Origin of the sequence: Flavobacterium alkalisoli, from assembly GCF_008000935.1 — a bacterium.
In the GTDB taxonomy this organism is placed as follows: domain Bacteria; phylum Bacteroidota; class Bacteroidia; order Flavobacteriales; family Flavobacteriaceae; genus Flavobacterium; species Flavobacterium alkalisoli.
The window spans coordinates 1,060,197-1,086,246 of sequence record NZ_CP042831.1 but is presented as its reverse complement, the minus strand read 5'-3'; the positions used below and the strand labels follow the sequence as shown (position 1 = coordinate 1,086,246).

Annotated in this window: 21 protein-coding genes; 4 read left to right on the top strand and 17 right to left on the bottom strand. The window is 38.5% G+C overall.

Annotated elements, in window-relative coordinates; all coding sequences use genetic code 11:
- Positions 1–13: 13 nt before the first annotated feature.
- The 12 genes from FUA48_RS04725 to FUA48_RS04670 form a co-directional block, all read right to left on the bottom strand.
- Positions 14–3,166, bottom strand: coding sequence for an efflux RND transporter permease subunit (locus tag FUA48_RS04725; RefSeq protein WP_129751970.1), 3,153 nt, complete (start codon positions 3,164–3,166; stop codon positions 14–16).
- A gap of 30 nt (positions 3,167–3,196) precedes the next feature.
- Positions 3,197–4,324 carry an efflux RND transporter periplasmic adaptor subunit gene (locus FUA48_RS04720; RefSeq protein WP_147582477.1) on the bottom strand — a complete coding sequence of 376 codons (1,128 nt, stop codon included), beginning with the start codon at positions 4,322–4,324 and terminating at the stop codon, positions 3,197–3,199.
- Positions 4,314–4,832, bottom strand: a complete 519-nt coding sequence (locus FUA48_RS04715) for a GbsR/MarR family transcriptional regulator (RefSeq protein ID WP_147582476.1) — start codon at positions 4,830–4,832, stop codon at positions 4,314–4,316. The genes FUA48_RS04720 and FUA48_RS04715 overlap by 11 nt, the downstream gene beginning before the upstream one ends.
- A 119-nt stretch (positions 4,833–4,951) precedes the next feature.
- Positions 4,952–5,389 (bottom strand): septal ring lytic transglycosylase RlpA family protein, encoded by a 438-nt coding sequence (locus FUA48_RS04710; protein WP_147582475.1) that lies wholly within the window; start codon positions 5,387–5,389, stop codon positions 4,952–4,954.
- A gap of 75 nt (positions 5,390–5,464) precedes the next feature.
- On the bottom strand, positions 5,465–5,905 hold the full coding sequence (locus tag FUA48_RS04705) for a hypothetical protein (protein WP_147582474.1): 441 nt from the start codon (positions 5,903–5,905) through the stop codon (positions 5,465–5,467).
- Positions 5,906–6,017: 112 nt separating this feature from the next.
- Positions 6,018–8,609 (bottom strand): TonB-dependent receptor, encoded by a 2,592-nt coding sequence (locus FUA48_RS04700; protein ID WP_147582473.1) that lies wholly within the window; start codon positions 8,607–8,609, stop codon positions 6,018–6,020.
- A gap of 271 nt (positions 8,610–8,880) precedes the next feature.
- The gene (gene pgi, locus FUA48_RS04695; RefSeq protein WP_147582472.1) at positions 8,881–10,527 is read right to left on the bottom strand and encodes a glucose-6-phosphate isomerase; all 1,647 of its coding nucleotides are present in this window, start codon (positions 10,525–10,527) and stop codon (positions 8,881–8,883) included.
- Positions 10,527–11,768, bottom strand: a complete 1,242-nt coding sequence (locus FUA48_RS04690) for a M23 family metallopeptidase (protein WP_147582471.1) — start codon at positions 11,766–11,768, stop codon at positions 10,527–10,529. Before FUA48_RS04690 ends, pgi begins: the two co-directional genes overlap by 1 nt.
- Positions 11,769–11,789: 21 nt before the next feature.
- Positions 11,790–12,722, bottom strand: coding sequence for a tryptophan 2,3-dioxygenase family protein (locus FUA48_RS04685; protein ID WP_147582470.1), 933 nt, complete (start codon positions 12,720–12,722; stop codon positions 11,790–11,792).
- Positions 12,723–12,728: 6 nt separating this feature from the next.
- A complete protein-coding gene (locus FUA48_RS04680) occupies positions 12,729–13,496 on the bottom strand; it encodes a DUF3108 domain-containing protein (protein ID WP_129751961.1) in 768 nt (255 codons plus the stop codon).
- A 306-nt stretch (positions 13,497–13,802) separates the two neighbouring features.
- Positions 13,803–14,963, bottom strand: coding sequence for a 4-hydroxyphenylpyruvate dioxygenase (gene hppD, locus FUA48_RS04675; RefSeq protein WP_147582469.1), 1,161 nt, complete (start codon positions 14,961–14,963; stop codon positions 13,803–13,805).
- Between the two features lie 66 nt (positions 14,964–15,029).
- A complete protein-coding gene (locus tag FUA48_RS04670) occupies positions 15,030–16,187 on the bottom strand; it encodes a homogentisate 1,2-dioxygenase (RefSeq protein ID WP_147582468.1) in 1,158 nt (385 codons plus the stop codon).
- Positions 16,188–16,570: 383 nt separating this feature from the next.
- Here FUA48_RS04670 and FUA48_RS04665 point away from each other — a divergent pair, with 383 nt between their 5' ends.
- Both FUA48_RS04665 and FUA48_RS18320 read left to right on the top strand, forming a co-directional pair.
- Positions 16,571–18,382, top strand: coding sequence for a sodium-dependent transporter (locus tag FUA48_RS04665; RefSeq protein ID WP_147582467.1), 1,812 nt, complete (start codon positions 16,571–16,573; stop codon positions 18,380–18,382).
- Positions 18,379–18,534, top strand: coding sequence for a hypothetical protein (locus tag FUA48_RS18320; RefSeq protein WP_168196938.1), 156 nt, complete (start codon positions 18,379–18,381; stop codon positions 18,532–18,534). The genes FUA48_RS04665 and FUA48_RS18320 overlap by 4 nt, the downstream gene beginning before the upstream one ends.
- A 21-nt stretch (positions 18,535–18,555) precedes the next feature.
- On the opposite strand, the gene FUA48_RS04660 is transcribed toward FUA48_RS18320, so the two are convergent.
- Together FUA48_RS04660 and uvrC are read right to left on the bottom strand one after the other, a co-directional pair.
- Positions 18,556–20,775, bottom strand: coding sequence for a patatin-like phospholipase family protein (locus FUA48_RS04660; RefSeq protein ID WP_147582466.1), 2,220 nt, complete (start codon positions 20,773–20,775; stop codon positions 18,556–18,558).
- A gap of 3 nt (positions 20,776–20,778) precedes the next feature.
- A complete protein-coding gene (gene uvrC / locus FUA48_RS04655; RefSeq protein WP_147582465.1) occupies positions 20,779–22,569 on the bottom strand; it encodes an excinuclease ABC subunit UvrC in 1,791 nt (596 codons plus the stop codon).
- 102 nt (positions 22,570–22,671) lie between these two features.
- On the opposite strand from uvrC, the gene FUA48_RS04650 reads away from it, so the two are divergent.
- Together FUA48_RS04650 and FUA48_RS04645 are read left to right on the top strand one after the other, a co-directional pair.
- Positions 22,672–23,634 (top strand): succinylglutamate desuccinylase/aspartoacylase family protein, encoded by a 963-nt coding sequence (locus tag FUA48_RS04650; protein ID WP_147582464.1) that lies wholly within the window; start codon positions 22,672–22,674, stop codon positions 23,632–23,634.
- Between the two features lies 1 nt (position 23,635).
- Entirely contained in the window at positions 23,636–24,199 is a 564-nt protein-coding gene (locus FUA48_RS04645) for a 5-formyltetrahydrofolate cyclo-ligase (RefSeq protein WP_147582463.1), read from the top strand.
- A 2-nt stretch (positions 24,200–24,201) separates the two neighbouring features.
- Here FUA48_RS04645 and FUA48_RS04640 read toward each other — a convergent pair whose 3' ends face one another.
- The 3 genes from FUA48_RS04640 to FUA48_RS04630 all read right to left on the bottom strand — a co-directional run bounded on the left by FUA48_RS04640 (position 24,202) and on the right by FUA48_RS04630 (position 26,045).
- The gene (locus tag FUA48_RS04640; RefSeq protein ID WP_147582462.1) at positions 24,202–24,822 is read right to left on the bottom strand and encodes a lipoprotein signal peptidase; all 621 of its coding nucleotides are present in this window, start codon (positions 24,820–24,822) and stop codon (positions 24,202–24,204) included.
- A gap of 69 nt (positions 24,823–24,891) precedes the next feature.
- A complete protein-coding gene (locus FUA48_RS04635; protein ID WP_147582461.1) occupies positions 24,892–25,497 on the bottom strand; it encodes a hypothetical protein in 606 nt (201 codons plus the stop codon).
- Between the two features lie 164 nt (positions 25,498–25,661).
- The gene (locus tag FUA48_RS04630; RefSeq protein WP_035133186.1) at positions 25,662–26,045 is read right to left on the bottom strand and encodes a TraR/DksA family transcriptional regulator; all 384 of its coding nucleotides are present in this window, start codon (positions 26,043–26,045) and stop codon (positions 25,662–25,664) included.
- Between the last annotated feature and the right edge of the window lie 5 nt (positions 26,046–26,050).

Below are 26,050 nucleotides of genomic sequence, written 5' to 3'. Positions count from 1 at the left end.
TCTGAAACTATAATTATGCTTCCTTATTTTCTGTTTCCACTAACTTAGGTCCGCCTGATATCCTTTCCTGAAGTCCCTGGAATATTACAAACAGTACCGGTATTACAAATACCCCGAATACCGTACCTATAAGCATACCTCCTACGGCACCCATACCTATAGAGCGATTACCTACAGCACCTACCCCGTTAGCAAGTGCAAGTGGTAAAAGTCCCAGTATAAATGCAAACGACGTCATAAGGATAGGCCTTAAACGCGCCTTAGCTCCTTCTATAGCCGATTCGGCAAGGCTCATACCATGTCGCCTTCGCTGAATGGCAAACTCTACAATAAGGATAGCGTTCTTAGCGAGGAGACCTATAAGCATGATTAGTGCTACCTGGAAATAAATATTGTTTTCCATACCGGCAAGCTTAACAAAGCCAATTGCTCCCGCTATACCCACAGGTAATGAAAGGATAACCGATAGAGGAACTATGTAGCTCTCATACTGCGCACTTAAAAGGAAGTACACAAATATTAAGCTTAAAAGGAATACTCCCATCTGCTGGTTACCGGCAAGGATTTCCTCACGGGTCATACCCGAAAACTCATAGGTATATGTTTTAGGCAGGTGCTGAGCAGCTACTTCCTGAATAGCCTTAATAGCGTCACCCGAACTGTATCCAGGATTTGCCTTACCGTTTACGTTAACCGCTTTTAAAAGGTTGAAACGGGCAACAGCTTCGGGACCATATATTTTCTTAAAGTCGATAAACTGGCTAATGGCAACCATTTGTCCGGCTGCATTACGTACATAAATATTGTTTATCGATTTTTCATCCGCTCTTGAATCGGGCTTAGCCTGTATCATTACACGGAATTGCTTACCAAATCGGTTAAAGTCTGTTGTATAAAGACCACCATAGTAACCCTGCATGGTATTGAATATATCGCTAACCGATACACCCGCATCCTTAGCCCTTTCCACATTAATATCCATTTGATATTGCGGGAAGCCAGGGTTAAAGTTGGTTATGGCATATTGTACTTCCGGTCTTTTAGACAGCTCTGCAAGGAACTCATTGGCAACTTTACTTACCGTTGTCCAGTCGTCATCTCCCTTATCCTGAAGTTTAAACTCAAAACCATCGGCAGTACCAAATCCCTGTACACTTGGTGGCGTAAAGAATAACGCCCTTGCATCTTTAAATCCGGCTGTACGTCCAAATAATTCTTTCACTATGGCATCTACCGACTGGTTGTCTTCTGTCCTTTCACTCCAGTCTTTAAGCTTGATTACAGAGAAAGCGTAAGAACTACCATTAATACCGTTAAGCAAACTGAAACCAACAATATTCATCCTTGCTTCTACCATTGGCATAGAAACCAATATTGAATCCAGCTGATTTACTGCTTTTTGAGTTTTCTCTAACGTTGTTCCCGGAGGCATGGTAATGTCTGCCATGATTATACCACGGTCTTCGTTAGGAATAAATCCTGTAGGGGTAGTTGTGAAAAGGAAATAGGTTATTCCTGTAAATACAAGAAGCCCTAATACACCAACCCATTTTCTTTTTATAAGGAATCCAAGCGATTTGCTGTACTTGTTATTCATAGAGTCAAAACCGGCATTGAAAGCTATAAAGAACCTGTCTTTAAAGTTTTTCTTTTTACCGTGTTCATGTTCATCATGAGGTTTAAGGAAAAGCGCACAAAGTGCCGGACTCAACGTTAACGCGTTTACCGCCGAAATTAAGATGGATACGGCAAGTGTTATGGCAAATTGCTTATAGAAAACCCCTGAAGGACCATTAAGGAAAGATACCGGAATAAATACCGCCGACATTACAAGAGTAATGGAAACGATAGCCCCTGATATTTCACTCATGGCAGAAAGGGTTGCCTCCTTAGCCGATTTGGCTCCTTCATCGAGTTTGGCGTGTACCGCCTCTACAACCACGATGGCATCATCCACTACAATACCAATTGCCAATACTAATGCAAACAGTGTTAGCAGGTTTATAGAGAAGCCAAACAATTGCAGGAAGAAGAACGTACCGATAATAGCAACCGGAACTGCTATAGCCGGAATTAATGTAGACCTTACATCCTGAAGGAAAAGAAACACTACGATAAATACCAGTATAAAAGCTTCAACTAATGTATGGCTTACCTTATCAATAGATGCATCAAGGAATGTTTTAGTATTATATGGTATTACATATTTAATACCCTCTGGGAAACTCGCTTTACTTTCTTCAAGAATGGTGTTAACCTCATCAATAATGTCATTGGCGTTTGATCCCGATGTCTGGAATATACCAATAGCAACACCTTCGTTACCCATACCAAAGTTCTTAGAACCGTAGTTAAACGCTCCAAGCTCTACCGTAGCAACATCCTTAAGTCTTAAAAAGTTTCCGTTACCTACTGCCTTAACCACAATATCTTCATATTCCTTTGTGGTAGAAAGTCGACCTTTGTATTTTATTACATATTCATAGATACCTTCGGCATTTTCACCAAATTTACCTGGCGCTGCCTCTACGTTCTGTTCCTGTAGCGCTGCCTGAATATCTTTTGGAGAAAGGTTATAGGCAGACATTTTTTCAGGATCTATCCATATACGCATAGAGTAGTCTCTGGCGCCAAATACGTTTACCTGACCTACACCTTTTACCCTTTGCAGGCTTGGTACAAGGTTAATTTTTGCGTAGTTCTGCACAAAAGTACCATCATATTCCTTGTTTGTGGAATACAGTGAAAGGAACATAAGCGCACTGGTTTGACTTTTTACTGTGGTAACACCTGTTTGCAGTACCGCCTGAGGCAGTTTACTGTTAGCACGTGCCACACGGTTTTGTACGTTTACCGCAGCAATATCAGGGTTAGTACCCAGCTCAAAGAAAACGCTTATTTTACCTGTACCGTCGTTTGCGGCAGAAGAGGTCATGTAGGTCATCCCTTCCACACCATTTATTTCTTCTTCCAGCGGTACAATAACACTGTTTAATACCGTTTCGGCATTCGCACCCGTGTAGGTAGCTGTTACCTGAACGGTAGGAGGGGCAATTTCAGGATACTGCTCTACCGGCAGCGACATAAGCCCTAAAATACCCAATATGGTGATTAATATCGAAATTACGGTACTTAGTACCGGCCTTTCTATAAATGTTTTTAGCATAGTTTATCTTATTTTATGCGGAGTAACTTCTTATTTTTTTGCTGAAGCTGCTGTATCGGCAGCCTGTGCAGGTGCAGCATCCTCTTTTTTAGACTGAGGCACAATCTGCTGCCCGTCTCTAAGTTTAGTAGCGCCTTCCACAACTATTACATCGCCAGGGTTTAATCCTTCCGTAACTATATAGTTAAGTCCTGAAGTAGTGGCCACCTGTATTATGGTCGATTTTACCGTATTATCTTTATTTACAATGTAAATCATTTGTTTACCCTGCATATCCATAACTGCATTTTGGGGAACCAGTATGGCGTTTTTCTTTTGTATAGGAAGTTGAACAACACCACTGCTTCCGCTTCTTAATATACTTTGCGGGTTAGGGAATTCTGCCCTGAACTCGGTAGTACCTGTTTGCGGATTGATTAAGCCGTTTACAGTTCTAATGCGGCCTTTTTCCTCATACACAGAACCATCAATCAATAAAAGGTTTACATCCGGTGTGTTAGCAATTTTCTTAGCTAATGAATTTCCTTCAAACTCTCTTGTAAAATCAAGCATCTGTTTTTCGTTCATTGTAAAATAGGCACGCATTATTTTAGTATCTGCTACTGTAGTAAGCGGATCCTGCATTGTAGCGCTAACAAGGCTACCCTCTTTATACGGAAGCCCTCCTACAACTCCGTTTACCGGAGATGTAATGGTTGCATAACCTATATTTGCTGCCACTGAACTATAGCTTGCCTGAGCCTGAGCCAGTTTAGCCTTAGCTGTTTCAAGCTGAACGTTACTTATAATTTTTCGGTCAACAAGGGGTTTAAGTCTGTCTACCTCAACCTGTGCAGCATCTACATTTGCTTTTGCAGCTGCAGCATCCTGGCTCAGGGTTTGGGTTTCCAGCTTAAATAAAAGCTGCCCTTTTTTAACTTCCTGACCCTCGTCTACATAAACTTTCTGGATAAATCCGGTAACTTTTGGCCTTATCTCAACATTTTGCTGACCCTCAAGGTTAGCAGTGTATTCCTCATATATAACAGCATCCTGTTGTGAAATAGTTTGAACAGGAAAAGGCATAGGGCCCATTTGTGGTGCCTGCTCCTGTTTTTTTCCACATGCCGTTACCATTAACATGGCGGCTACTGCTCCTAAAAATGATTTATTTCTCATTATTAATGTTTGAATTAAATTGATCTATTCTTTCTTTTTCTATCTGTTTAAACTGTTCAATTGTCTTTTCTAAAAGATTGCCTATTTCCAAAACGTGATCCTTATAGGCTTGTACGTGAGTGAGGTCAAACCGTTCTAAAGGGCATGAAGCTGTTCTTTCACGATACGACAACATTTTATCTACCAGTATCTTTTCCTGCTCCACCATTTTTACATAACTCTCCAGCCTTTCGCTAAACGGTGCAGGCTTAAAGTATTTTTTTCTGTCGCCCGGTAAAGTATAGTATCTTATTTTACCCATTTTAAGCAACAGGTTAAGATTGGTTGAAATAGAGCTTTTGCTCGCAGAAAGTTTTTCTACCAGTGCTTCAAAAGTCATTGCCTGTTTACAGTCTACTATAAGCGTACCCATAATGCGGCCTGCCAACGGAGGCAAATTATAATGTGTCTCGAAATGGATGCCAAACAACTCCACCAACTCATCCCTATCCTTGCTTAAATCTGACATTTTATAAAATTTTGAACAAAGGTATAAAATTTAGTTCGGTCTAAACCGAACCAATCGAACTATTTTATTGTTAAATTTTCTTTAACAATAAAAAAAACCGGCACAAGTGCCGGTTTCAATTATTCAATTATTTCTATTTTAACCTTAGCGGTTCCTGAATTTTTATTGGATACTATCTCCATAAAAGCCTTTTTTGTAAGGTCTATTTCCAGAGTTTTACTAAACGGCCCCCTGTCGTTAATCTTAACATCCACGAACTTTCCGTTCTTTTCGTTTGTTACCCTAACAACAGTGCCAAAAGGAAGGCTTTTGTGTGCCGCAGTATATTTAGTATTATCAAAACGCTCTCCGCTGGTTGTTTTCCTGCCGTTAAACTTATCATGATAATAAGTGGCAAGAACATCTGTTTTATACATTTTTAAAACAGGAACAACCGTATCGTTTAATGCAGCAGGCAGACTACCCGACACAGAAACTTTCTTTTCGCTTAAAACCGAAAAAGCGGAAACAACCGCAAAAACAAAAATCCCAATAATAAAAATTACTGCTTTCTTCATACACAAAAATTTATCCCTTTGCAGCAAATTAAATGCCACAAAATAAAAAAGGCCGCAAAGCGGCCTATATATTTTTTATGATAACCATGCACTCCATGGAATTCTGCTTAGTAAAAGCAGGAATGCTATTGCATACATCCAACCAATTTTTTTAAACTTAGCCTGGCTGTCTTCTGTTTTTTTATGTTTAGACCAACCTATAGTAATTAGTACAATTGCAATAATATTAACAACCGGATGTTCTACAAGATATAATCTTAATGTACTGTCTTTCATTACAGCTCCCATTCCTGCGTCTTTAGCTGTTTGCAAATAAGGCGAAACAAAATAAAGCACTATTCCCAACAATAACTGTATGTGTGAAAATATAAGTGCAATCATTGATATTTTCCTGTCTTTTGGAGTAAAAGCCCTTTTAGAAGATAAACCCGCAAAGGCATTTAAAGTTGCAATTAATAAAAGTCCAAGTGCGGCAAAAGCCCAGTAAGAGTGTAATTCGAAAACGGAATCGTACATAAAAGTTAGTTTTTGTTTCCTACAAAAATAGGAATTTTATCATTGCATAAATCATAAAAATGAGCCCCGCTTAAAGCGGGGCTCGGTGAAATTAAATAATCCTGCTGTATAATTAGAAATTAAATCTCATACCAAAGTTCCAGGTAGTACCGTTACCAAAGAACACGTTATTACTAACGTTAATCCCTTTGTAAGAGTCATCTCCGTCTTCAACCGGGTTAGCCGATGTCATTTCAGACATGTAAACTTCTCCAAAAACGTTGTTCACATTTAATCGGAACGTTAAAGATGTTTCAGGGAATGTAAGTTTGTAAGTAGCTCCTGCATCAAAAACATCAAAAGAAGGTAATTGAATATTATTTTTCACTACGGCAGTACTGTAAAGGTTATCGTAGTTTCTCCAGTCTACATCAACAGATAGTCTTCCTGTAGCTCTGTACACTAATCCAAATCCGTAAGTAGTTTGTGCACCTCCACCTACTTTACCACCTTCTACATCAACAATCTCTTCATCAAGAAGATTTTGATTCTGATCAAAAGTTCTCTGATAAATGTTATCGTCATAAGTCCAGTCACCAAACGACCCGAAACCTTTAACATCAAGGAATGTAAACGGATGTGCTGCAAAATCAACCTCTATACCTTTGTGTAATTGTACCACACCGGAGTTATTAAAATAGATTCTGTCTCCACTAATTTCATCCTCATCTGAAGTTGTCGTTACACGATCTTCCCATGTAGTTCTGTAAAGGTTTACGTTAGCATCTATAAACTGGGTTCTTAACCTGTAACCTAACTCAAGACCGGTTACCTTTTCATTTTCAGTTAATGGGTTTACATCGTTACCAAAATTAAGGTAGATATTATCGTGGTACGGCTGTCTTGAATAATAACCTGCATTACCAAAGAAAGTATGGTTTTCGTTAATGCTATAGCTTACACCTCCTTTAATATTGAAACCTGTATTGTTTACCTTAGGAGATTCTTCTTCAGCCTCTACATAACCAAATCTGTCCCAACGAATATGAGATTGTGTAGATACAGCTCCCTGAAAATATGCAGAGAAAGAATCTGTAGCATATTCAACCTGCCCGAAAACACCTCCGTAGCTAATTCTCTCACTATAATCATAGTTTACTTTTTGGTCGTCATCTGCTTTATCAAATAAAGAGCTCCAAGGTTTTGCACTAAATGCATCTGTTACAATATATCCACCTGGATATTGTGCATTATCTGTTGTTTCCCATCCGTTAAGACCTAAGAAATGGTTGATTGTTCTATAGTGATCTCCTTTATAAGTTCTTAAATCGACACCTGCATTATAGCTAAGATTATCTGTAAGCTTATGGTTAAAGTTAGAAACCAAACCATACCAGGCGTGGTTGTTAACTGAGTTACGAATTGCATAAGCACCATTACCCAGTGAACCTATAGCTCCCGGAAGAGCAGCATTGTTCTCTGCAATAGCATCAAAATCAACATGACCATCTGCAGTTCTTACTCTACCGCTACCCCAGTTTCCGGTTCCGCCACCACGACCCCATGAAGCATATAATACTGTAGAAAGCTGCATTGCATCGTTAATAGTAAAATCCCAGTTAAAGTTAGCTACCGGCTTATGGTAGTAATTTCTTCTCTCCGACATATAATCACCGTTATAATAACCGTAATTGTTGTTATATTTTCTACCGTTAGTTAAATAACTTGAGATAGATTTAGTGAAGTTTTGGTCATGCCATTGTGGTGCACCAAAAATAAGGAAGTTGAAAAGGTGTTTTTCATTTGCTTTATATCCTGCAGATATAAAATAGTTTTGTCCCTCACCATAAGTACCGCGGTTGTAACCGTCGCCACTCCATTTAGTAAGAAGGGCACTAAAACCCCACCCGTTTTCCATCATACCTGTGTTGTATGATACCGTATTTTTAATGAAATTGTTATTTCCTATTGTAGACTGTGCAAAACCACCTTCTCTTAACTGAGTAGCTTTTGTAACAATGTTTACCGTACCACCCACAGATGAAATAGCAAGTTTAGAAGAACCTAAACCTCTTTGCACCTGTACAGAGCTTGCAACATCTGTCATACCGCTCCAGTTAGACCAGTACATGTTACCGTCTTCCATACCGTTTATTGGCTGACCGTTTAATAAGAATGCAGTATTTGTCTGGTCAAAACCACGTACATATACTTTTGAATCACCAAAACCTCCTGCCTGACTCGCAACGTATACAGACGGAGTGTTTTTCATAACCTCAGGAAAATCCTGGCTTCCTGATTTCTGCTGAATTTCTTTATAGCTTATTTTAGATACGGCAACAGGAGTTTTCCTGTCTTCCTCCATATCAATAACCCCGGCTCCTACTATAACAACGGCTTCCAGTTCTTCAGAATCTGTAAGTAGTGTTATAGAACCGATATTAAGTGTTTGTCCCGCATTGATTGTAAACGGAACAACTTTGGTTTCATAACCAACAAAAGAGATTAAAAGATCTCCCGAAGTCCTGCTCGTTTTAAGTGTAAATACACCATCTACATTAGCTGTAGTCCCTTCCGATGTACCTCTAACAAAAACGTTAGCTGCAGTTAAAGGTAAGTTAGTATCGCCATCGATAACTGTACCTGTAATAGTTTCCTGAGCAAATGCAACTACTCCAAGCATAAGCATAGAAAAAGTGAATAACAAGGTTTTAAAATTCTTCATTTTTACGCGTGTGTTTAAGTTTGAGCGCAAAATTTGTGTTTTACCTCTAACCTCAGGTTAAGCAATTATTAAATACACCTGTATTTACAATATATTGATAACCAGTAAACTATTAGTTTAAAAAAACTTTAAAAACCTCATTATACGTTTACCTAGAGGTAAACTTTTATTTGCAGAATGGTAACCTGATTTTTTTGATTTAGGCATAAAAAAAGCCCGAATTGATATTCGGGCTTTTGTTTTATACATAACTTATTAAAGCTACAGTGTGTTATTTTCTGTTTTTAAGGAAGTATTTTAACAGGAATTCGGTAGAATTATCGTGCTGTTTTACGTCCCCGGAATTAATCTCATCTAAAATAGAGTTAGCCAGCTGTTTTCCTAATTCCACACCCCACTGGTCGTAGCTAAAGATATTCCATATAACACCCTGAACAAATATCTTGTGTTCATATAATGCTATAAGCGAACCTAAGGCCTCTGGAGTCAGTTTATCAATCAAAAGAGTATTTGTAGGCTTATTACCTGTAAACACCTTAAACGGAAGTAAAAATGCCGCTTTATCGCCATCTATCCCCTGCTTGGCAAACTCTGCCTTAACCTGAGCTTCTGTCTTACCGTTAAGTAATGCCTCAGTTTGCGCAAAGAAGTTAGACATCAGTTTATCATGATGGTCCTTGTTTCCATGTAGCGGAGCCACAAAACCAATAAAATCAGTCGGGATAAGTTTAGTCCCTTGGTGTATTAACTGGAAGAAAGCATGCTGAGAATTAGTTCCCGGCTCTCCCCAAATAATAGTACCCGTTTGATAATCTACCGGATTACCGTTACGGTCTACACTCTTACCGTTACTTTCCATTATACCCTGTTGCAGGTATGGAGCCAGTTTTTGCAGGTATTGTGTGTAAGGTATTAATGCTTCACTCTCGGCACCAAAGAAATTGTTGTACCAAATGCTTAATAAAGCAAGTACTACCGGAATGTTTTTATCATGCTGTGCTGTCCTGAAGTGCTCGTCCATATCATGGGCACCTTTCAGTAACTTATCAAAATTATCAAACCCTACAGAAAGGCTTATGGAAAGACCCACCGCACTCCATAAAGAGAAACGTCCGCCTACCCAATCCCACATAGGGAAAATGTTATTCTCATCGATACCAAACTCGGTAACTTTACCAATATTAGTAGATACAGCAACAAAATGTTTGGCCACATCCTGCTGCGAACCCGACTTAAGGAACCATTCCCTTACCGTTTGTGCATTAGAAAGTGTTTCCTGAGTTGTAAAGGTTTTAGATACAATTACAAAAAGTGTAGTTTCAGGATTAAGGCCTTTAAGGCTTTCCATTACATGGTCGCCATCTACATTTGATATAAAACGTACATTTAAATGGTTACGGTAATAAGCCATAGCTTCCACTACCATAGCAGGACCTAAGTCGCTACCCCCAATCCCAATGTTTACCACATCGGTAAATGTTTTTCCTGTATATCCTTTACGGGTTCCGTTTATAACACCGTTACAAAACTCCTGAATTTTACTCTTTACCGAAAAAACTTCCGGCATTACATTCTCGCCATCAACTTTTACATCTGCAGTTTGCGGTGCTCTTAATGCGGTATGAAGCACTGCCCTGTTTTCTGTCCTGTTAATAGCATCTCCTGCAAAGTAGCTTTCAATTGCTCCTGCAAGACCCGATTCGCCTGCCAGTTTTACTAAAAGGCCTAAAGTTTGTTCGTTAACGATGTTTTTTGAGTAATCTACTAAAAAGTTATTCCACTGAATATGGAACTTTTCGCTCCTGTTCTTATCAGCGGCAAACATCTCCTGCATGGAAGCATTCTGCATATCGGCATAGTGCTTTTGTAATTCCTTCCAGGCTGCGGTACCTGTTGGATTGATATTTTCCATTGCCATTACTTATTATTATTAAATTTGAGGTTTGAGATACTGTCAAGTTCTTTCTTTAAAGGCTGCATATAAGCCTCATATCGCGGCAAATGTTCCTTCTTCATAGGTTCTGAGCTGGTAAACTTCTGCTTAAGCGCATCTACCTGTACTCCATTTTTCCAGAAACGATAGCAAACGTGAGGTCCCGTTGCAAGTCCTGTACTACCTACCTTACCTATAATTTGTCCCTGGCTTACCCTTTGTCCTGTTTTTACTAAAATCTTAGACATGTGCAGGTACTGTGTAGAGTAAGTATTATTGTGTTTTATTTTCACATAGTTACCGTTACCCGATGTATATCCTGCCCTTTCTACAACACCGTGGGCAGTAGCCATAATAGGTGTTCCAGTAGGTGCGGCATAATCGGTACCGTTATGAGCTTTCCATCTTTTTTGAACGGGGTGGAAACGTTTTGGTGAAAAGCGCGAACTTATACGGCTAAATTTAAGCGGTGCCTTAAGGAACATACTCTTTAAGGCCTTACCGTCCTGATCGTAATAATCGTAGGTTTTTGCAAGGGTGTCCTGCTTAAAAGGGAAAGCATATATTTTATCTCCCTTATATTCAAAGAAAGATGCTTCTATATTTTTAATACCGGCATAAATGGTATCGCTAATGTATGTCTCGTTTATAATTACACCAAACTTATCACCTTTTTGTATCCTGAAGAAATCGACACTCCAGGCATAAATCTCCGAAAGTTCCTGAGCCACTGCCGGCCCTACCCCTTCTTTATCTAAAGTACCTGCAAGCGAACCTTCAATTTCTCCCGCTATAATCCTGCGTTTAACCGTTACAGGGCGTTTCTTTTTATGTACTACAACAGAATCCCTTAAGTCAACTACATAATAACTCAACTTATCAGGTTCATAAACAAACACCATTAAGTCATTCGGTGCGTTTTTATCTTTAAAAAGTGTATAGGGCTTACCTACACGTATATCCCTTAGGTTAAAGGTATCCCTTATTTTTTCGGTTATATTGTGTATGGCAGCTGCATCAAAATTCTGTTTTGCAAGTAATGCCCCAAAGGTATCACCACTCCTTATAGTGTCGTGCACTACCTGAAAGCTGTCTACCGCAAAGCCAAACTCTTTTATTATTTTAACCTCTTTCTTTGCTACAGGTTCTGGTATCTTTTCCTCTTCCTTTTTGTTGTTACACGCAATTAAAGTAGTTAATAATAATATGAAAGTAAGATATCTCAATTTTGATGTTTTATACGGTTATTATACGTTTTCTCCCCAGTGCTTCAATTCCTCCTCACTCCATAGTTCAGGGAAAAATATCCTTCTCTGGTATTTAGGATGCATATACTTTTTCCAGTCGCTTCCTCCTGTGGCTTCCTGAGGCCCGGCAACACTCTCAATGTATTTTTTTGCAGTGTTGTAATGCCCCATAACCCAGGTTACGTTTACCGTATAATCATAATGGCGCATTGCCTTAACCAGTGTAGCATCATTTTGTGCTTCATCCGGCAGCTGCTTAAATTTCCTCCAGATGTTTATGGTATTGTACTCTTCCATAAAGTGAAGGAACTCGCCTTTGTATTTTTTCTCAAATTCGCTTAACAGGTATGACTTCTCTCCGGTTTTATAATCTTTACCGGCTGCCTGCCAGTACAGGTGCTCCAATGCATGTTCATACGGAGTATTCCTGTCTATAGTAGCCCTGTATCTGTAATCTATAAGGTTTATAAGATCTGTAGAAGCAAATTCAATTAAGCGGTATTGAGCGCTCTGGAAACCACTTGCAGGAGTTAGGGTATTCCTGAACTTCATGTACTGATCTACCTCCATACCGTCTCCCATAATGGTAAACGAAGTGGTTAGCATATCAAAGTAACGGCTTATGCGCATAAGCTTCTCTGTAAAGTAAGCTGTTTCCGGTTTTTCGGTATGGCAAAGCTGTTCCACTTCCCACAATATCATTTTAAACAGCAGCTCGTTTACCTGATGATACATAATAAAAACCATCTCATCCGGAAGCGTAGTCCTTTGGATTTGCAGGTTTAATAATGCATCGGTTTGAATGTAATCCCAATAGGTAATTGGCTTGGCCCAACGAAGTCCCTCCAAATGGGTTTCGGTCTTTTGGTTTAAGGCCTTAAATTTTTCATCAAGTTCGTCAAGCTGTTGCTTTATTGCGGGTGTAATATCCATTTTGTTTTACTTCGATTTTATTTTAAAAGAGTGGCTAAGCCCTTTATATTCATCTAAATCTGCCTTTAGGGAACCCACCGCCAGTTCGGCCTTAATTCGTAAAGGAATTCTGTTTTCATCGTCTGAAATCCAGACAGTTAAACTCTCCTCCTCCTTAAATACACGACCTGCCTGAACATAGGGTCTGAATATCATTGCAGAAACGGTCCCAAATTTAGTCTTTAAATCCTCTCGCCCAAGGAATTTTAACTTAAACTTCGTCACCTCATCATCAAAAAACATATCTACAGCAATAGACTCTCCCGTCTTAAGATCACTCACGTCAGGATGATTCCTTAAATAATAAAATACTGACACGATGTCCTGTACATTATTAGGAACTGTAAATGTTTTTTTAGTATCGTTCTTGTAATCGTTTACCGTAACGGTATTGTTACCCTGATTAAAAAAGCCTTCCTGATTTTTAGTATAACCACCCTCATCTATTTTTCTTACAAACTGATAAGGCCTGCCGGTTTCTTTATCAAAATAACTTTGGTAGTTGTCCTCTACCTTAAAAAAGAATTTTGTCATACCCGTGGTATAACCCTTGCCCACAACATGGTGCACTTTCTTGTTGTTCTTAACCGCATCCTTTACCTCAAGAGTGGCATAGCCGGCATTTACAATTCCGTAGTGAATACGGAACTTAAAATACTCGCCCGTAGAAAAGGCACTTTGGGAAAAGACATTACAGATTGTAAAGAACAAAAGAACTGTCATTAACTTTTTCATAGCAATTTTCTAAATTTTGGTGTTTTTACAACTGTATTTTTGCAATATTCGTTCCAAAAATAATAAACAAAAAAACCCAGTCAAAATTAATGACCGGGTTTTTATGCTATTAACCAACCAAAAAACTATAAATTATGAAAAATTACTTTACAAAAAGTGAGTTAACTATACCTCCTTTTTTGCGAGTGCAAATGTATTCACTTTTATTGAAAAATTATTTGTTAAATTTTTACTTTAACACATATTCCTCAAAAAAATAGCCTTTTGATAGTCTAAAATTATCAATAGTTAAATTTTAATGCAGTTTTATAGCGTTCCTCTCAATGCCTGTTCTCTCTCAATTGACTCAAACAGAGCTTTAAAGTTACCTGCACCAAAGCCTCTTGCACCCATTCTTTGAATTATTTCGTAGAAAAGTGTTGGGCGGTCTTCAACCGGCTTAGTGAAAATCTGTAATAAATAACCTTCCTCATCGGCATCAACCATGATACCAAGGCTCTCTAAAACGCTAATATCCTCTTTCATTATACTCATGTGATCACCAAGACGGTTTGGCACTTCCTCATAATAAGCATGTGGCGGTGCAGAAAGAAATTCAACCCCTCTTGCTTTAAGAGCACTTACTGTTTTAATGATATCATCTGTTGCGATAGCAATGTGCTGTACACCGGGACCACCATAGAAATCAAGATACTCTTCAATCTGAGATCTCTTTGCTCCTTCAGCAGGCTCGTTGATAGGGAACTTAATCCTACCGTTACCGTTACTCATTACTTTACTCATAAGCGCAGAGTACTCAGTATGTATTTGTTTGTCGTCAAACGAAAGGAAGTTAACAAATCCCATTACATCCTCATACCATTTAACCCATGTATTCATTTCATTCCAACCCACGTTACCTACCATGTGGTCTACATATTTAAGACCTGTTGACTCAGGGTTATAATCAGATTTCCATTCTTTATATCCCGGAAGGAAAGCACCTTTGTAGTTTTTACGCTCTACAAACATGTGTACCGTTTCCCCATAAGTATAGATACCTGCACGTACCACTTCACCAAACTCATCTGTTTCAACAGTTGGCTCCATGTATACTTTAGCACCTCTCTTAGTAGTTTCCTCAAATGATTTTCTTGCATCCTCTACCCAAAGCGCTACAATTTTAACACCGTCACCATGTTTAACGATATGATCGTTAAGTGGAGAATCTGCTGTTAAAGGAGTAGTTAATACTAAACGGATTTTATCCTGCTTAAGCACATAAGATGCCCTGTCTTTCATCCCAGTTTCAAGTCCTGCATAAGCATGAGACTGGAATCCGAATGCTGTTTTATAATAATGAGCCGCCTGTTTAGCGTTACCCACATAAAATTCAATATAATCTGTACCTAAAAGAGGTAGGAAATCCTGTGCCCCTTCAAATATTTTCTCTAAGCCGTATTCTACGCTTTTTACTTCTTTGCTCATAGTCTAAAAGTATTTTAAGCTCCCCTAAAAGGAGATGTTTTTGTTTTGTCTGTTAGTTTTTAAAAATTATTCTACCCACGATTTGTAGTACTTACCATCGTCAATACCCATGGCAGCTTTAGTAACTTTAAGCGGACGGAAAGTATCTACCATTACCGCAAGCTCCTGAGTTTCGGTTTGACCTATACTACGCTCCATAGCTCCCGGTGCAGGCCCGTGAGGGATACCTTTAGGGTGAAGTGTAATATGACCCTGCTCTATATTGTTACGGCTCATAAAGTCACCGTCTACATAATAAAGCACCTCATCACTGTCTATATTACTGTGATTGTATGGCGCCGGTATAGATTTAGGGTGGTAGTCATAAAGCCTTGGGCAGAATGAACAAACCACAAATCCGGTAGTTTCAAACGTTTGGTGAATTGGCGGCGGTAAGTGAACCCTGCCGGTAATAGGCTCAAAGTTATGAATACTAAAGCCGTAAGGGAAGTTATAACCATCCCAACCCACAACATCAAAAGGATGTGTTGCATAAACAACCTCATGCATCATTCCTTCTTTTTTTATCTTGATAAGGAAATCCCCTTTTTCATCATATGTTTCAAGCTCTTCGGGCAATTTAAAATCCCTCTCACAGAACGGAGAATGCTCTAAATGCTGTCCGCTTGCATTTTTGTAACGCTTAGGTGTATAGAAAGGACTGGTAGATTCTACATAAAACAGGCGGTTATCGCTGGTTTCAAAATCTATCTGATAAATCATACCGCGAGGTATAATAAGGTAATCTCCATATTCAAAAGGAATGTTACCCATAAAAGTGCGAAGCTTACCTTTACCCTTGTGAATAAATAGCATCTCATCGGCATCAGCATTTTTATAAAAGTATTCGCGAAGCGATTTTCTTGGAGCGGCAAGACCTATTATACATTCGTTGTTTACGAGCATATCGGTACGGCTTTCAAGAAAGTCATCTTTAGGCTGCAGCTCAAATCCTTTTAATAAAAGTGATTTTATATTCTTATCTATAGCAATTTCGGGTTCAACTGAATAAGACCTTAAAACCTCTTTTACCTGAGTAGGCCTGTGTACATGATACAGTAACGAAGCATGCCCGTGAAAACCTTCTGTCCCGAAAAGCTGCTCATAGTAGAACCCTCCGTTTGGTTTCTCAAACTGCACATGTCGTTTTTGAGGAAAATCCCCTAATTTATGATATATAGGCATAATTGAAATTTATTAATTAAACATATTAAACGGGTACACCATTAATATGGATCATTCCGGATTCCTCTTGATGAGGAATTTAAGGTGACTTAATAAATCTGTCCAAGCTGAATTCATTAGACAAATATCGGAAAAATTTAATTTTAAGCCTTAATTATTAGACAATATTTACAATAACCAGCCATTATCAATTAAAAATTAAGTATACTGATAAATCAACTAGTAATTAAGAATCTTTTGTACACATTTCTTTGCATTTAATAAAAGTGAAACACTTATGTTAAAAGCCTTTACGGATTTTTAATTTAATTTACGTTTTCTTTACTTTTCTATTTGTTTTTCTATCTTTGAAGCCATTATAAACCAAAAAACAAATATCCTTTATGGCAGCGAAAGCAGAATCGTGGGGCTCACGGGTAGGCTTAATTCTGGCAATGGCAGGTAATGCGGTTGGATTAGGTAACTTTTTAAGATTCCCTGTACAGGCAGTGCAAAACGGAGGTGGTGCTTTTATTATACCTTACCTTGTGTGTTTTGTAGTAATGGGAATACCGCTACTTTTTATAGAATGGTCTACAGGCCGTTTTGGCGGAAGGTTTGGCAATCACAGTACCCCTTATATTCTTGACACCATGGCTAAGGGCCGAATATGGAAATATATTGGTGTCTTCGGTATCTTTACCAATATTGCTGTCGCTTCCTATTATTGTTATATCGAATCCTGGACTATGTCTTATGTATACCATTCCGTATCGGGAACTTTCAACGGAATGAATCAGTCAGATGTTGCAGGATTTTTTGATACCTATACCACAATAGCAAAAAGCACAACAGGAATCCCTTTTGAGGCTGTTGTTTTCTACATAATATGCTTACTTTTAAACACATACATATTATCTAAAGGCCTTGGCGGTATAGAAAAAGTAGCTAAAATAGGTATGCCGCTACTTATTTTATTTGGTGTTGTACTGGCTATTAAAGGCTTAACATTAGGTACAGACGGTGCTTCGGCATTATTCCCTAATGCCAATGCCTGGGACGGACTTAACTTCTTGTGGACACCACAGTTTGACTCTCTCTGGAATCCTAAAGTGTGGCTCGCTGCCGCCGGACAGATATTCTTTACCCTATCTGTAGGTATGGGTACTGTTCACTGCTATGCAGCTTATATAAAATCTAAAGACGATATCGCCTTAAATGCAGTTTCTGCCGGTTTCATGAACGAATTTGTAGAGGTTGTACTGGGTAGCTCTATAGTAATACCTATCGCAGCAGGTTATCTTGGCCTTGACTGGGTACTTCAAAACGCAGGCTTTGGTATGGCGTTCCAAACCATGCCTTACCTCTTCCAGCAATGGGGTGATGTATTAGCCATTTTTGCCGGAATCTTCTGGTTCGGACTATTGTTCTTTGCCGGAATTACCTCATCTCTGGCTATGGGTACGCCATGGATAGGCTTTATGCGCGACGAGTTTGGCTGGAAAAACAAGAAAGGCGCATGGTCTTTCGGGCTTATTGCCCTTATCATGGGATTACCAACAGTAATTTTCTTTAAAGAAGGTGTATTTGATGAATATGATTACTGGGCAGGAACTGTAAGCCTTGTGGTGTTTGCTTTCCTTGAAACAGTATTATTTGCTTGGATATTTGGTATTAAAAGAGGTTGGGAAGAAATTAACCTTGGTGCCGATATTAAAGTGCCAGTTATATTTAAATACATCATACTTGTTGTAACGCCGGGTCTTTTAGGATGGGTACTTATTGCAAGTATACCGGATATAGTAAACAAAGCAACTGACGCAGATACAAACAACAAGGAATGGTTTGCCGATGCCTACTATGCAGAGAGCTATGGCAGCACTGCAGAATTTGGCGTGGTAGACTCTGTTGCACCAAACTTTGTAAAAATTGCTTTTGATAATGAAAGAAAAGTGTTTAACAAAGCACAAAGCAGCTTAACTACCGTAAAGTATACCGACTTTAAAACATACTCTTTTAAAGGTGACCAGCATACAGTAGTTAATAAAGGTGATGTTGTAAAACCTAAAGACAAAATTGCCGAAGGTAAGTTTACAAACAATGTAATGTATAAAACACTGGGCAGGCTATTATTGATAACTTTATTTATCTTTATATGTGTAGTGGTTTACAGAGCATATTTAAAACGAGTTAAAGAAGGGAGGGCAACAGTATGAAAACAGAAGCAATAATAATAATGGCATGTGCACAGGGAATTGTAATTGCCATAACAGCATATTTTTTCTATAAGGTTTTAACCACAAAACCAAAACAGGAGCCGGACTCCTACTCAGAAAATGATAATGAAACACAAAGGCAGGATAATTAATCCTGCCTTTTGGCTTTTATTTTAGAACCAGAATCCTACGCTAAACCAGGTATAGTGATTTCTGGTATCGGGAGACCAGCTGTGTTTTATCTCTATTGGCCCTATAATGGTTTCCATACCATATCCAAAAGCATAACCCGAATATTGAGGTACAGAGAAGATGTTACCCTCATCATAAATCCTGTGTCCTATATTGGCATAGTTTGCCGTAAAATTGATATGGTTTTTCCTGAAAATCTCATAATCCATAATTGCTGTACCTTTAATATAGCTGTCTCCTGAAAGACTAAGGAAATCATATCCAAAAAAGTGTCGGAAATTATTGGTCATATAATAACCATATCCTCCCAAAATAAATTCAAAGAAAGGTACTGTAGCATCACTCGTAACGGTAAATCCTCCTTCTGTTCGCAGCTCTATGGATAATTTAGGCAACACTTCCTTAACTATACCCATATCGGCTTTAAAGATGCTGAAACGCCCAAAAATCTCGTTATAATCAGAGGAGAATAGGAAGGTTTTTGCCTCTCCCGAAAAATACCATCCTTTTTTAGGGAAATACTTGTTATCATAGGAGTCATACTTTAAATAGCCATAAAGAGAAAAGTAATCACTATCATCAAAAATATGATCGGCACTGTTTACCGTTTCACTCTGTATTTTCAGGTGTTTAAGCTCTGCCCCACCACCTATAAGGAATTTTTGGGTAAAAATGGTTTGAAGATAGGCCCTGTTTGTAAAATCGGTAAAGTCAAGATTAAGGGCATTAACCCCAAATGCTCTTAAAAACTCTCCTTCGTTATATTCAGCAGAAATATTACGGTTAAAATTACTGTATCTGGAATGGAAACCATAACTTATGTGGAAACCATTGTCAAGATAATAATCAAAATTGTAACGGAAATGATCTCCTAGTATAACATCCAGCGATGCCACATCATTTTGAAACAGAAGTTTTTTCTGGGTAAGATTTACCAGTACAGCACTCTTATAAAGTCCATCATAATGCAAACCGAACTTAAGGTAGCGGTTAATAGGGTTTTCTTCAAGATGCATATTAAGTACATCCTCGCCATTAGGCCCTTTATCAAAGCAATAAGATATAGCATTAAAGTTTTGCGTCGCGTTAAGGCTGCTTATACCTTCATCAAGCTTTTTGTAAGTTACTTTAGATCCTGCTTTAATCCTAAGTTTACCCACTACATATGACTTATTGTAATACTTAAGACTGTTTACTTTAATATATTCAATATTCAGCGTGTCTTCGGTTTTTGGTTTCTCTTTTACAATTGGCCTGCCTGAACCGTATTTTCTTATTGTATCCCACATCTTTACAGCCGCCTTTTCGCCCTCATCTATAATTTCCCTTCCCTGATCAAACGAAATAACCGAATAGCCTGAAATATCGGGTTTTATATACACATCAGTCTCTTTTCGTTTCTTCACCATCTTTTCAATCATCTGGTAGTTATTTATCTGTACCAGAATTCCGGTAGCGCCCTTAATTTCATCACGGGACTTAAGGCCGTCCTGTACATCAATCCCTATAATTATATCGGCTCCCATCTTCTTCACCTCCTCAACAGGATAGTTATTGCTTACACCGCCATCAATAAGCAATTTACCGTCTATCTCTACCGGATAATATAATGATGGAAAAGCCCCACTTGCTAATATGGCATCCGGCAAAACACCTTCATGAAGAACAACTTCCTCTCCGGTTTCTATATTAGTTGCAATACACACAAAAGGAATAGGGAGATTATTAAAATCCCTTATATGCCTTACATGATTGGTAAGGCGGTTTATAATAGCATAGTTATAAAGACCTTTAGATACGGCTGTAGGGAACCCGAGTTTAAAATTTTTAAACGGAAGGGTTAATGCATAAATCTCATCATTACGTTTCTCAAAAAAGTTTTTAGAACCCCTGGGGGTAAAATCACGAAGTAAAGCATCGGAATCCACATTCTGAAAAATGGAATCAAGCTGTTTGGCACTATAGCCCGAGGCATACAATCCCCCTATTATGGCACCCATACTGGTACCGCCTATGTAGGATATTTCAACACCCGCTTCTTCAAGCACCTTAAGGGCCCCTATATGGGCTAATCCTTTAGCGCCTCCTCCACTTAATACTACCCCTATTTTTGGCTTTTTCGGCTGTAAGGTATCCTCTTCCTGCGCCATTATTACATGGACTGACAAAAGGCATAACAGGAGAAGGAGTGGACGTTTCATTACTTACTTATTTTTATAAAATTCTGTAATTTTTTTAGCTTTAGACGGCCCCACCACTTTAGCAATATCTTCTTCAGAAGCGGCAGTGAGCCTTTTTACCGATTTAAATTCTTTTAAAAGCGTAACCATAGTTTTTTCGCCTATACCCGGTATGCTTTCCATAGACGTTTGAAGAGCACCTTTGCTACGCTTATCCCTATGGAAGTTTATACCAAAACGGTGCGCCTCATTCCTAAGGTGCTGGATAATCTTTAAGGTTTCCGATTTCTTATCCAGATAAAGCGGCACAGAGTCGCCCGGATAAAAGATTTCCTCAAGTCTTTTCGCTATTCCCAATATAGTGATTTTTCCGCGTAATCCTAACGCATCCAGGCTTTTTAATGCAGAGGAAAGCTGGCCCTTACCTCCGTCAATAATTATAAGCTGCGGCAATGGCTCGTTTTCATCCATCAAACGCTTATATCGTCTGTAAACCACCTCTTCCATTGAAGCAAAATCGTTAGGGCCTTCAACAGTTTTTATATTAAAATGACGATAGTCTTTCTTACTCGGTTTTCCGTCTTTAAACACAACGCAGGCAGATACCGGATTAGTACCCTGAATGTTTGAGTTATCAAAACATTCTATATGCCTTGGCTCCTCAGGCAAACGAAGGCCTTTTTTCATCTGCGCCATAATACGGTTGGTATGCCTGTCAGGATCTACAATCTTTATTTGCTTAAGCTGATCCATGCGGTAAAAACGGGCATTACGTTCAGACAAATCTAATATTTGCTTCTTATCTCCCAGTTTAGGTACTGTTACCTTTACATTATCTCCAAGGTCAAGTTCAAAAGGCAGTAATATCTCTCTTGATCTAAGTCCGAAACGTTCCCTAAGCTCCACAACCGCCAGCTCTAGTAGCTCCTCATCGCTTTCATCGAGTTTTTTCTTTATATCCATTGTATGCGAACGGATAATAGCCCCATGCGACACCTGAATGAAGTTTACATAAGCCATGGTCTCATCCGAAACTATGGTAAACACATCTACATTTGAAATCTTAGGATTAAATACAGTAGAACGTGACTGGTAGTTTTCCAGCACATCTATTTTATCCTTTATTTTTTGTGCCTCCTCAAACTGCATATCGGCAGCCAGCTCATGCATCAGTTTTTTAAAATCCTTAAGACTCTCCTTAAAATTACCTTTAAGTATTTCCCTTACCGCATTTACATTACTTTGATATTCTTCCAGCGACTGGTAACCCTCACAAGGACCTTTACAGTTACCTATGTGATATTCCAGGCAAACCTTAAACTTACCGCTTTTTATATTGGCAGCACTCAGGTCGTAGTTGCAGGTTCTTAGCGGATATAGCTCCTTAATAAGATCCAGCAGCGTATGTACCGTTTTAAAACTGGTGTAGGGACCAAAATACTCTGACCCGTCCTTTATCATTTTACGGGTAGAGAAAATGCGCGAAAAAGGCTCATTCTTAATACAAAGCCACGGATAGGTCTTATCGTCACGCAACATAACATTATAGCGTGGCTGATGCTTTTTAATAAGGTTGTTTTCCAGCAGCAGGGCATCGTTCTCTGTAGGCACAACAATATGCTTAATGGTTACAATTTTTTTAACCATTACCCTTGTCTTACCTACTTCATGAACCTTATTAAAATATGATGAAACCCTCTTTTTCAGGTTTTTAGCCTTGCCCACGTACAGCAGTTTCCCTTCTTTATCATAATACTGGTAAACACCGGGGCTATCGGGCAGGGTTTGTATTTGTAATTCCAGCGGTGTTTGCATATAACAAAGTTAACAAACAAATCATTACATTAAATCTCAAAATAAGGCTATTGTTGCCATAATATGCGGCATAATTTATATTTTTATCCTTTCTGCATAACTATGGCAAAACACAAAGACATTACCATACTGGGCCAAACCATATTACCCGGCGAAAGCAAAACCATAAATATGGAAATTGCGCGCCTGCATACCATGACAAAACTTAAGGTTCCCATTATCGTGGAACGCGCTAAAATTGATGGCCCCGTGGTACTTTTTTCTGCCGGGCTACATGGTGACGAAATAAACGGCGTTGAGATTGTACGCCAGATAATAGTGCGTAAAATAAACAAACCGAAAAAAGGAACAATTATCTGCATGCCGGTAATAAATGTTTTCGGGTTTGTGAATAAGACACGTGAGTTTCCCGACGGACGCGATTTAAACAGGGTGTTTCCGGGTAGTAAGAACGGATCGCTTGCAAGCCGCTTTGCCTTTCACCTGCTTGATGAGGTTATTCCTAATGTGGATTATTGCATCGATTTTCATGCCGGTGGTGCCAGCCGTTTTAACGCAGCACAAATACGCATAGTACCCAATAATACCGAGCTTAAAGAACTGTCGGACATATTTAATGCGCCTTTTACTTTATACTCTAAGAATATTGCAGGATCATTTAGAAATGCCTGTGGCAGACTGGGTGTGAAAATGCTTTTGTTTGAAGGGGGAAAATCGTTAGACATTAATAACGACATCACCCAGGAAGGTGTAAGGGGAGCAAAACGTTTCCTTGCACATTTTAACATGCTTAACCCTAAAAAACAGGCTAAGGAAGCACCGGCACCCAGTATATACATTGAAAGATCGGGGTGGGTTCGTGCCAAATACTCGGGCATGTTTCAGGCACATTGCTCTGCCGGAAAGTTTGTGGAGAAAGGAGAAGTAATTGCGCATATAACCGATCCTTTCGGAAAATTTGAACACAAGGTAAAAGCTCCTAATACAGGCTACATCATTAATGCAAATGACGGCCCTATAGTATATCAGGGCGATGCCATTTTCCATATTACCCAAAAGCATTAAAATGACCAAAAAAGAACTACGCATAAAATACAAAGCACTTAGAAATGCTTTATCTATAGAAGAAACCGAAGACAAAAGCCTGGCTATTGCCAACATGCTTTTAAAGCTTGATATATGGGATAAGGTTTATTTTCACCTGTTTTTAAGTATAGAAGAGCATACGGAGATTCAAACGGAATACATACTCCAGATACTTGCCGGAAAGGATAAGGAAATAGTAGTTTCTAAATCTGATTTTGCTGACTGCAGCATGACACATTACCTGCTTACAGACAATACACGCCTTAAAAAGAATGAATATGGTATTCCTGAACCTGTACACGGACTGGAAGTACCCGACAATAAAATAGACGTGGTTTTTGTACCCCTATTGGCCTTTGACACCAAAGGACACCGCACAGGGTATGGAAAAGGGTTTTACGACCGATTTTTGGCCAAATGCAAAAGCGATGTAATAAAAATAGGATTATCGTTTTTTGATGCCGAAAAAAAAATAGATGACATTAACCACACCGATATGGTACTGGATTATTGTGTTACCCCAAACAGGATATATACTTTTTAGAATTATTCGGTAACGCCTGCAGGCTTTGCAAATGCTCTTTTGTTGAATAGGATAAGCACTGCCACTCCTACTGAGATAGCCGCATCGGCCACATTAAAAATAGCATTAAAGAAAAGAAAATCCTGGCCTCCCCAAAACGGCAGCCATGAAGGCAACTGCCCTTTCCATATCGGGAAGTAGAACATATCTACAACCTTGCCGTGAAATACTGTTCCGTAGGGATTACCGGAAAAAAGAGTAGCTACGTGGCTTTCGCTGCTGTAATCAAAAATAAGTCCGTAAAAAACAGAATCAACAATGTTACCGAAAGCTCCCGCCAAAATAAGGGATATGGCAACTATAAGGTAATTGGAATATCTTTTCTTTACAGAATCATACAGCCAGTAACCTATACCGCCTACGGCCACTATCCTGAATAGGGTTAGTATAAGCTTACCATAAGTACCCGGAATAACAGCTCCCCAGGCCATACCTTCATTTTCAATAAAGTGTATCCTAAACCAATCCCAACCAAATACCCTTACAGCCTCGTCCAGCCTAAAATGAGTTTTTACATATATTTTAGACACCTGATCTATAATCAGTATAAGGATAACAATAAGGTAAGCTCTTTTTAAAGACATTCTATTTTTAAATTTACCCGCAAAAATAAATGAAATTATTAAACAATAATTAAAATTTATATTAAAAGGCTATTCTCCGCAATATTCATTATACAAATCGTTTAAAAGAACAAGACCTTTCTCTTTAAACGCATCTTTACTAAGGTTCTCAACAAGTTCAGGACAGCTATCCTTAAAAATTATTTTACACATATATTTTATGTTGGCAAATTCATTTATATGAAACATATTATCGGCATAAAAAACAGTTAAGTATTTACAGTGATCTTCTCCTTTTTTATGCAAATAATAAACCGGTCCTACATAACCATCTAAGGATTTAGTATAAGCTACAACGATACTTATCGTACCTTCTGACTCCACCCTTACCCAGGCTACCTCATCATCAATATTAAACTCTTTTTTAAAGGTCTTAATGTTTGCAAGCTTCAGAGTCATATAATTATAGGTCTTACCATCGTCAAATATTGTAAACCCGTTAATACCCTTTATCTCAACGTTAACCGCCTTTGCCTTTTCGTTTGATTTAAAACGAATATTTTTTGATTTAGAATGTTTAGGAATCTCGACCATCCCCATCTTTACCGAACCATTGCTTAAAGTAATGGTGCCATCATAAAATTTTGCAGATACAGTTAAAGGAAATAATAAGAGGAAAAATAAAATTTTCTTCATAAAGCAAGGTGTTTAGTTAGTTTTTTTAACAAATACAATATATAAAATATTACCTATTAACACAATGCCATAAAGAATTTAAGCAAACCTGCCCTCAGAAAGTACGTTTTAAACACTTCCTATAAAAAAGAAAGGGCTGCTATTAGCAGCCCTTTTATCAAAATTTATCTTTGCATGTTTTTTGCTTCGATACTCATGGTAGCATGCGGTACAAGCTTAAGCCTTTCTTTGCCTATCAGTTTACCAGTTACCTTACAAATGCCATAGGTTTTATTTTCAATCCTTATCAGGGCATTTTTCAGGTCACGAATAAACTTCTCCTGACGAATAGCAAGCTGTGAGTTGGCTTCTTTAGACATAGTCTCGCTGCCCTCTTCAAATGCTTTAAAAGTAGGTGATGTATCATCAGTACCGTTATTTAAATCATTCATATAGGCACTTTTAATTAAGTCAAGGTCAGCTTTTGCTTTTTCTATCTTCTTAGTAATAAGCTCCTTAAACTCTGCTAAGTCCGCATCCGAATATCTTATTTGCTGCTCATCTACCATATTTC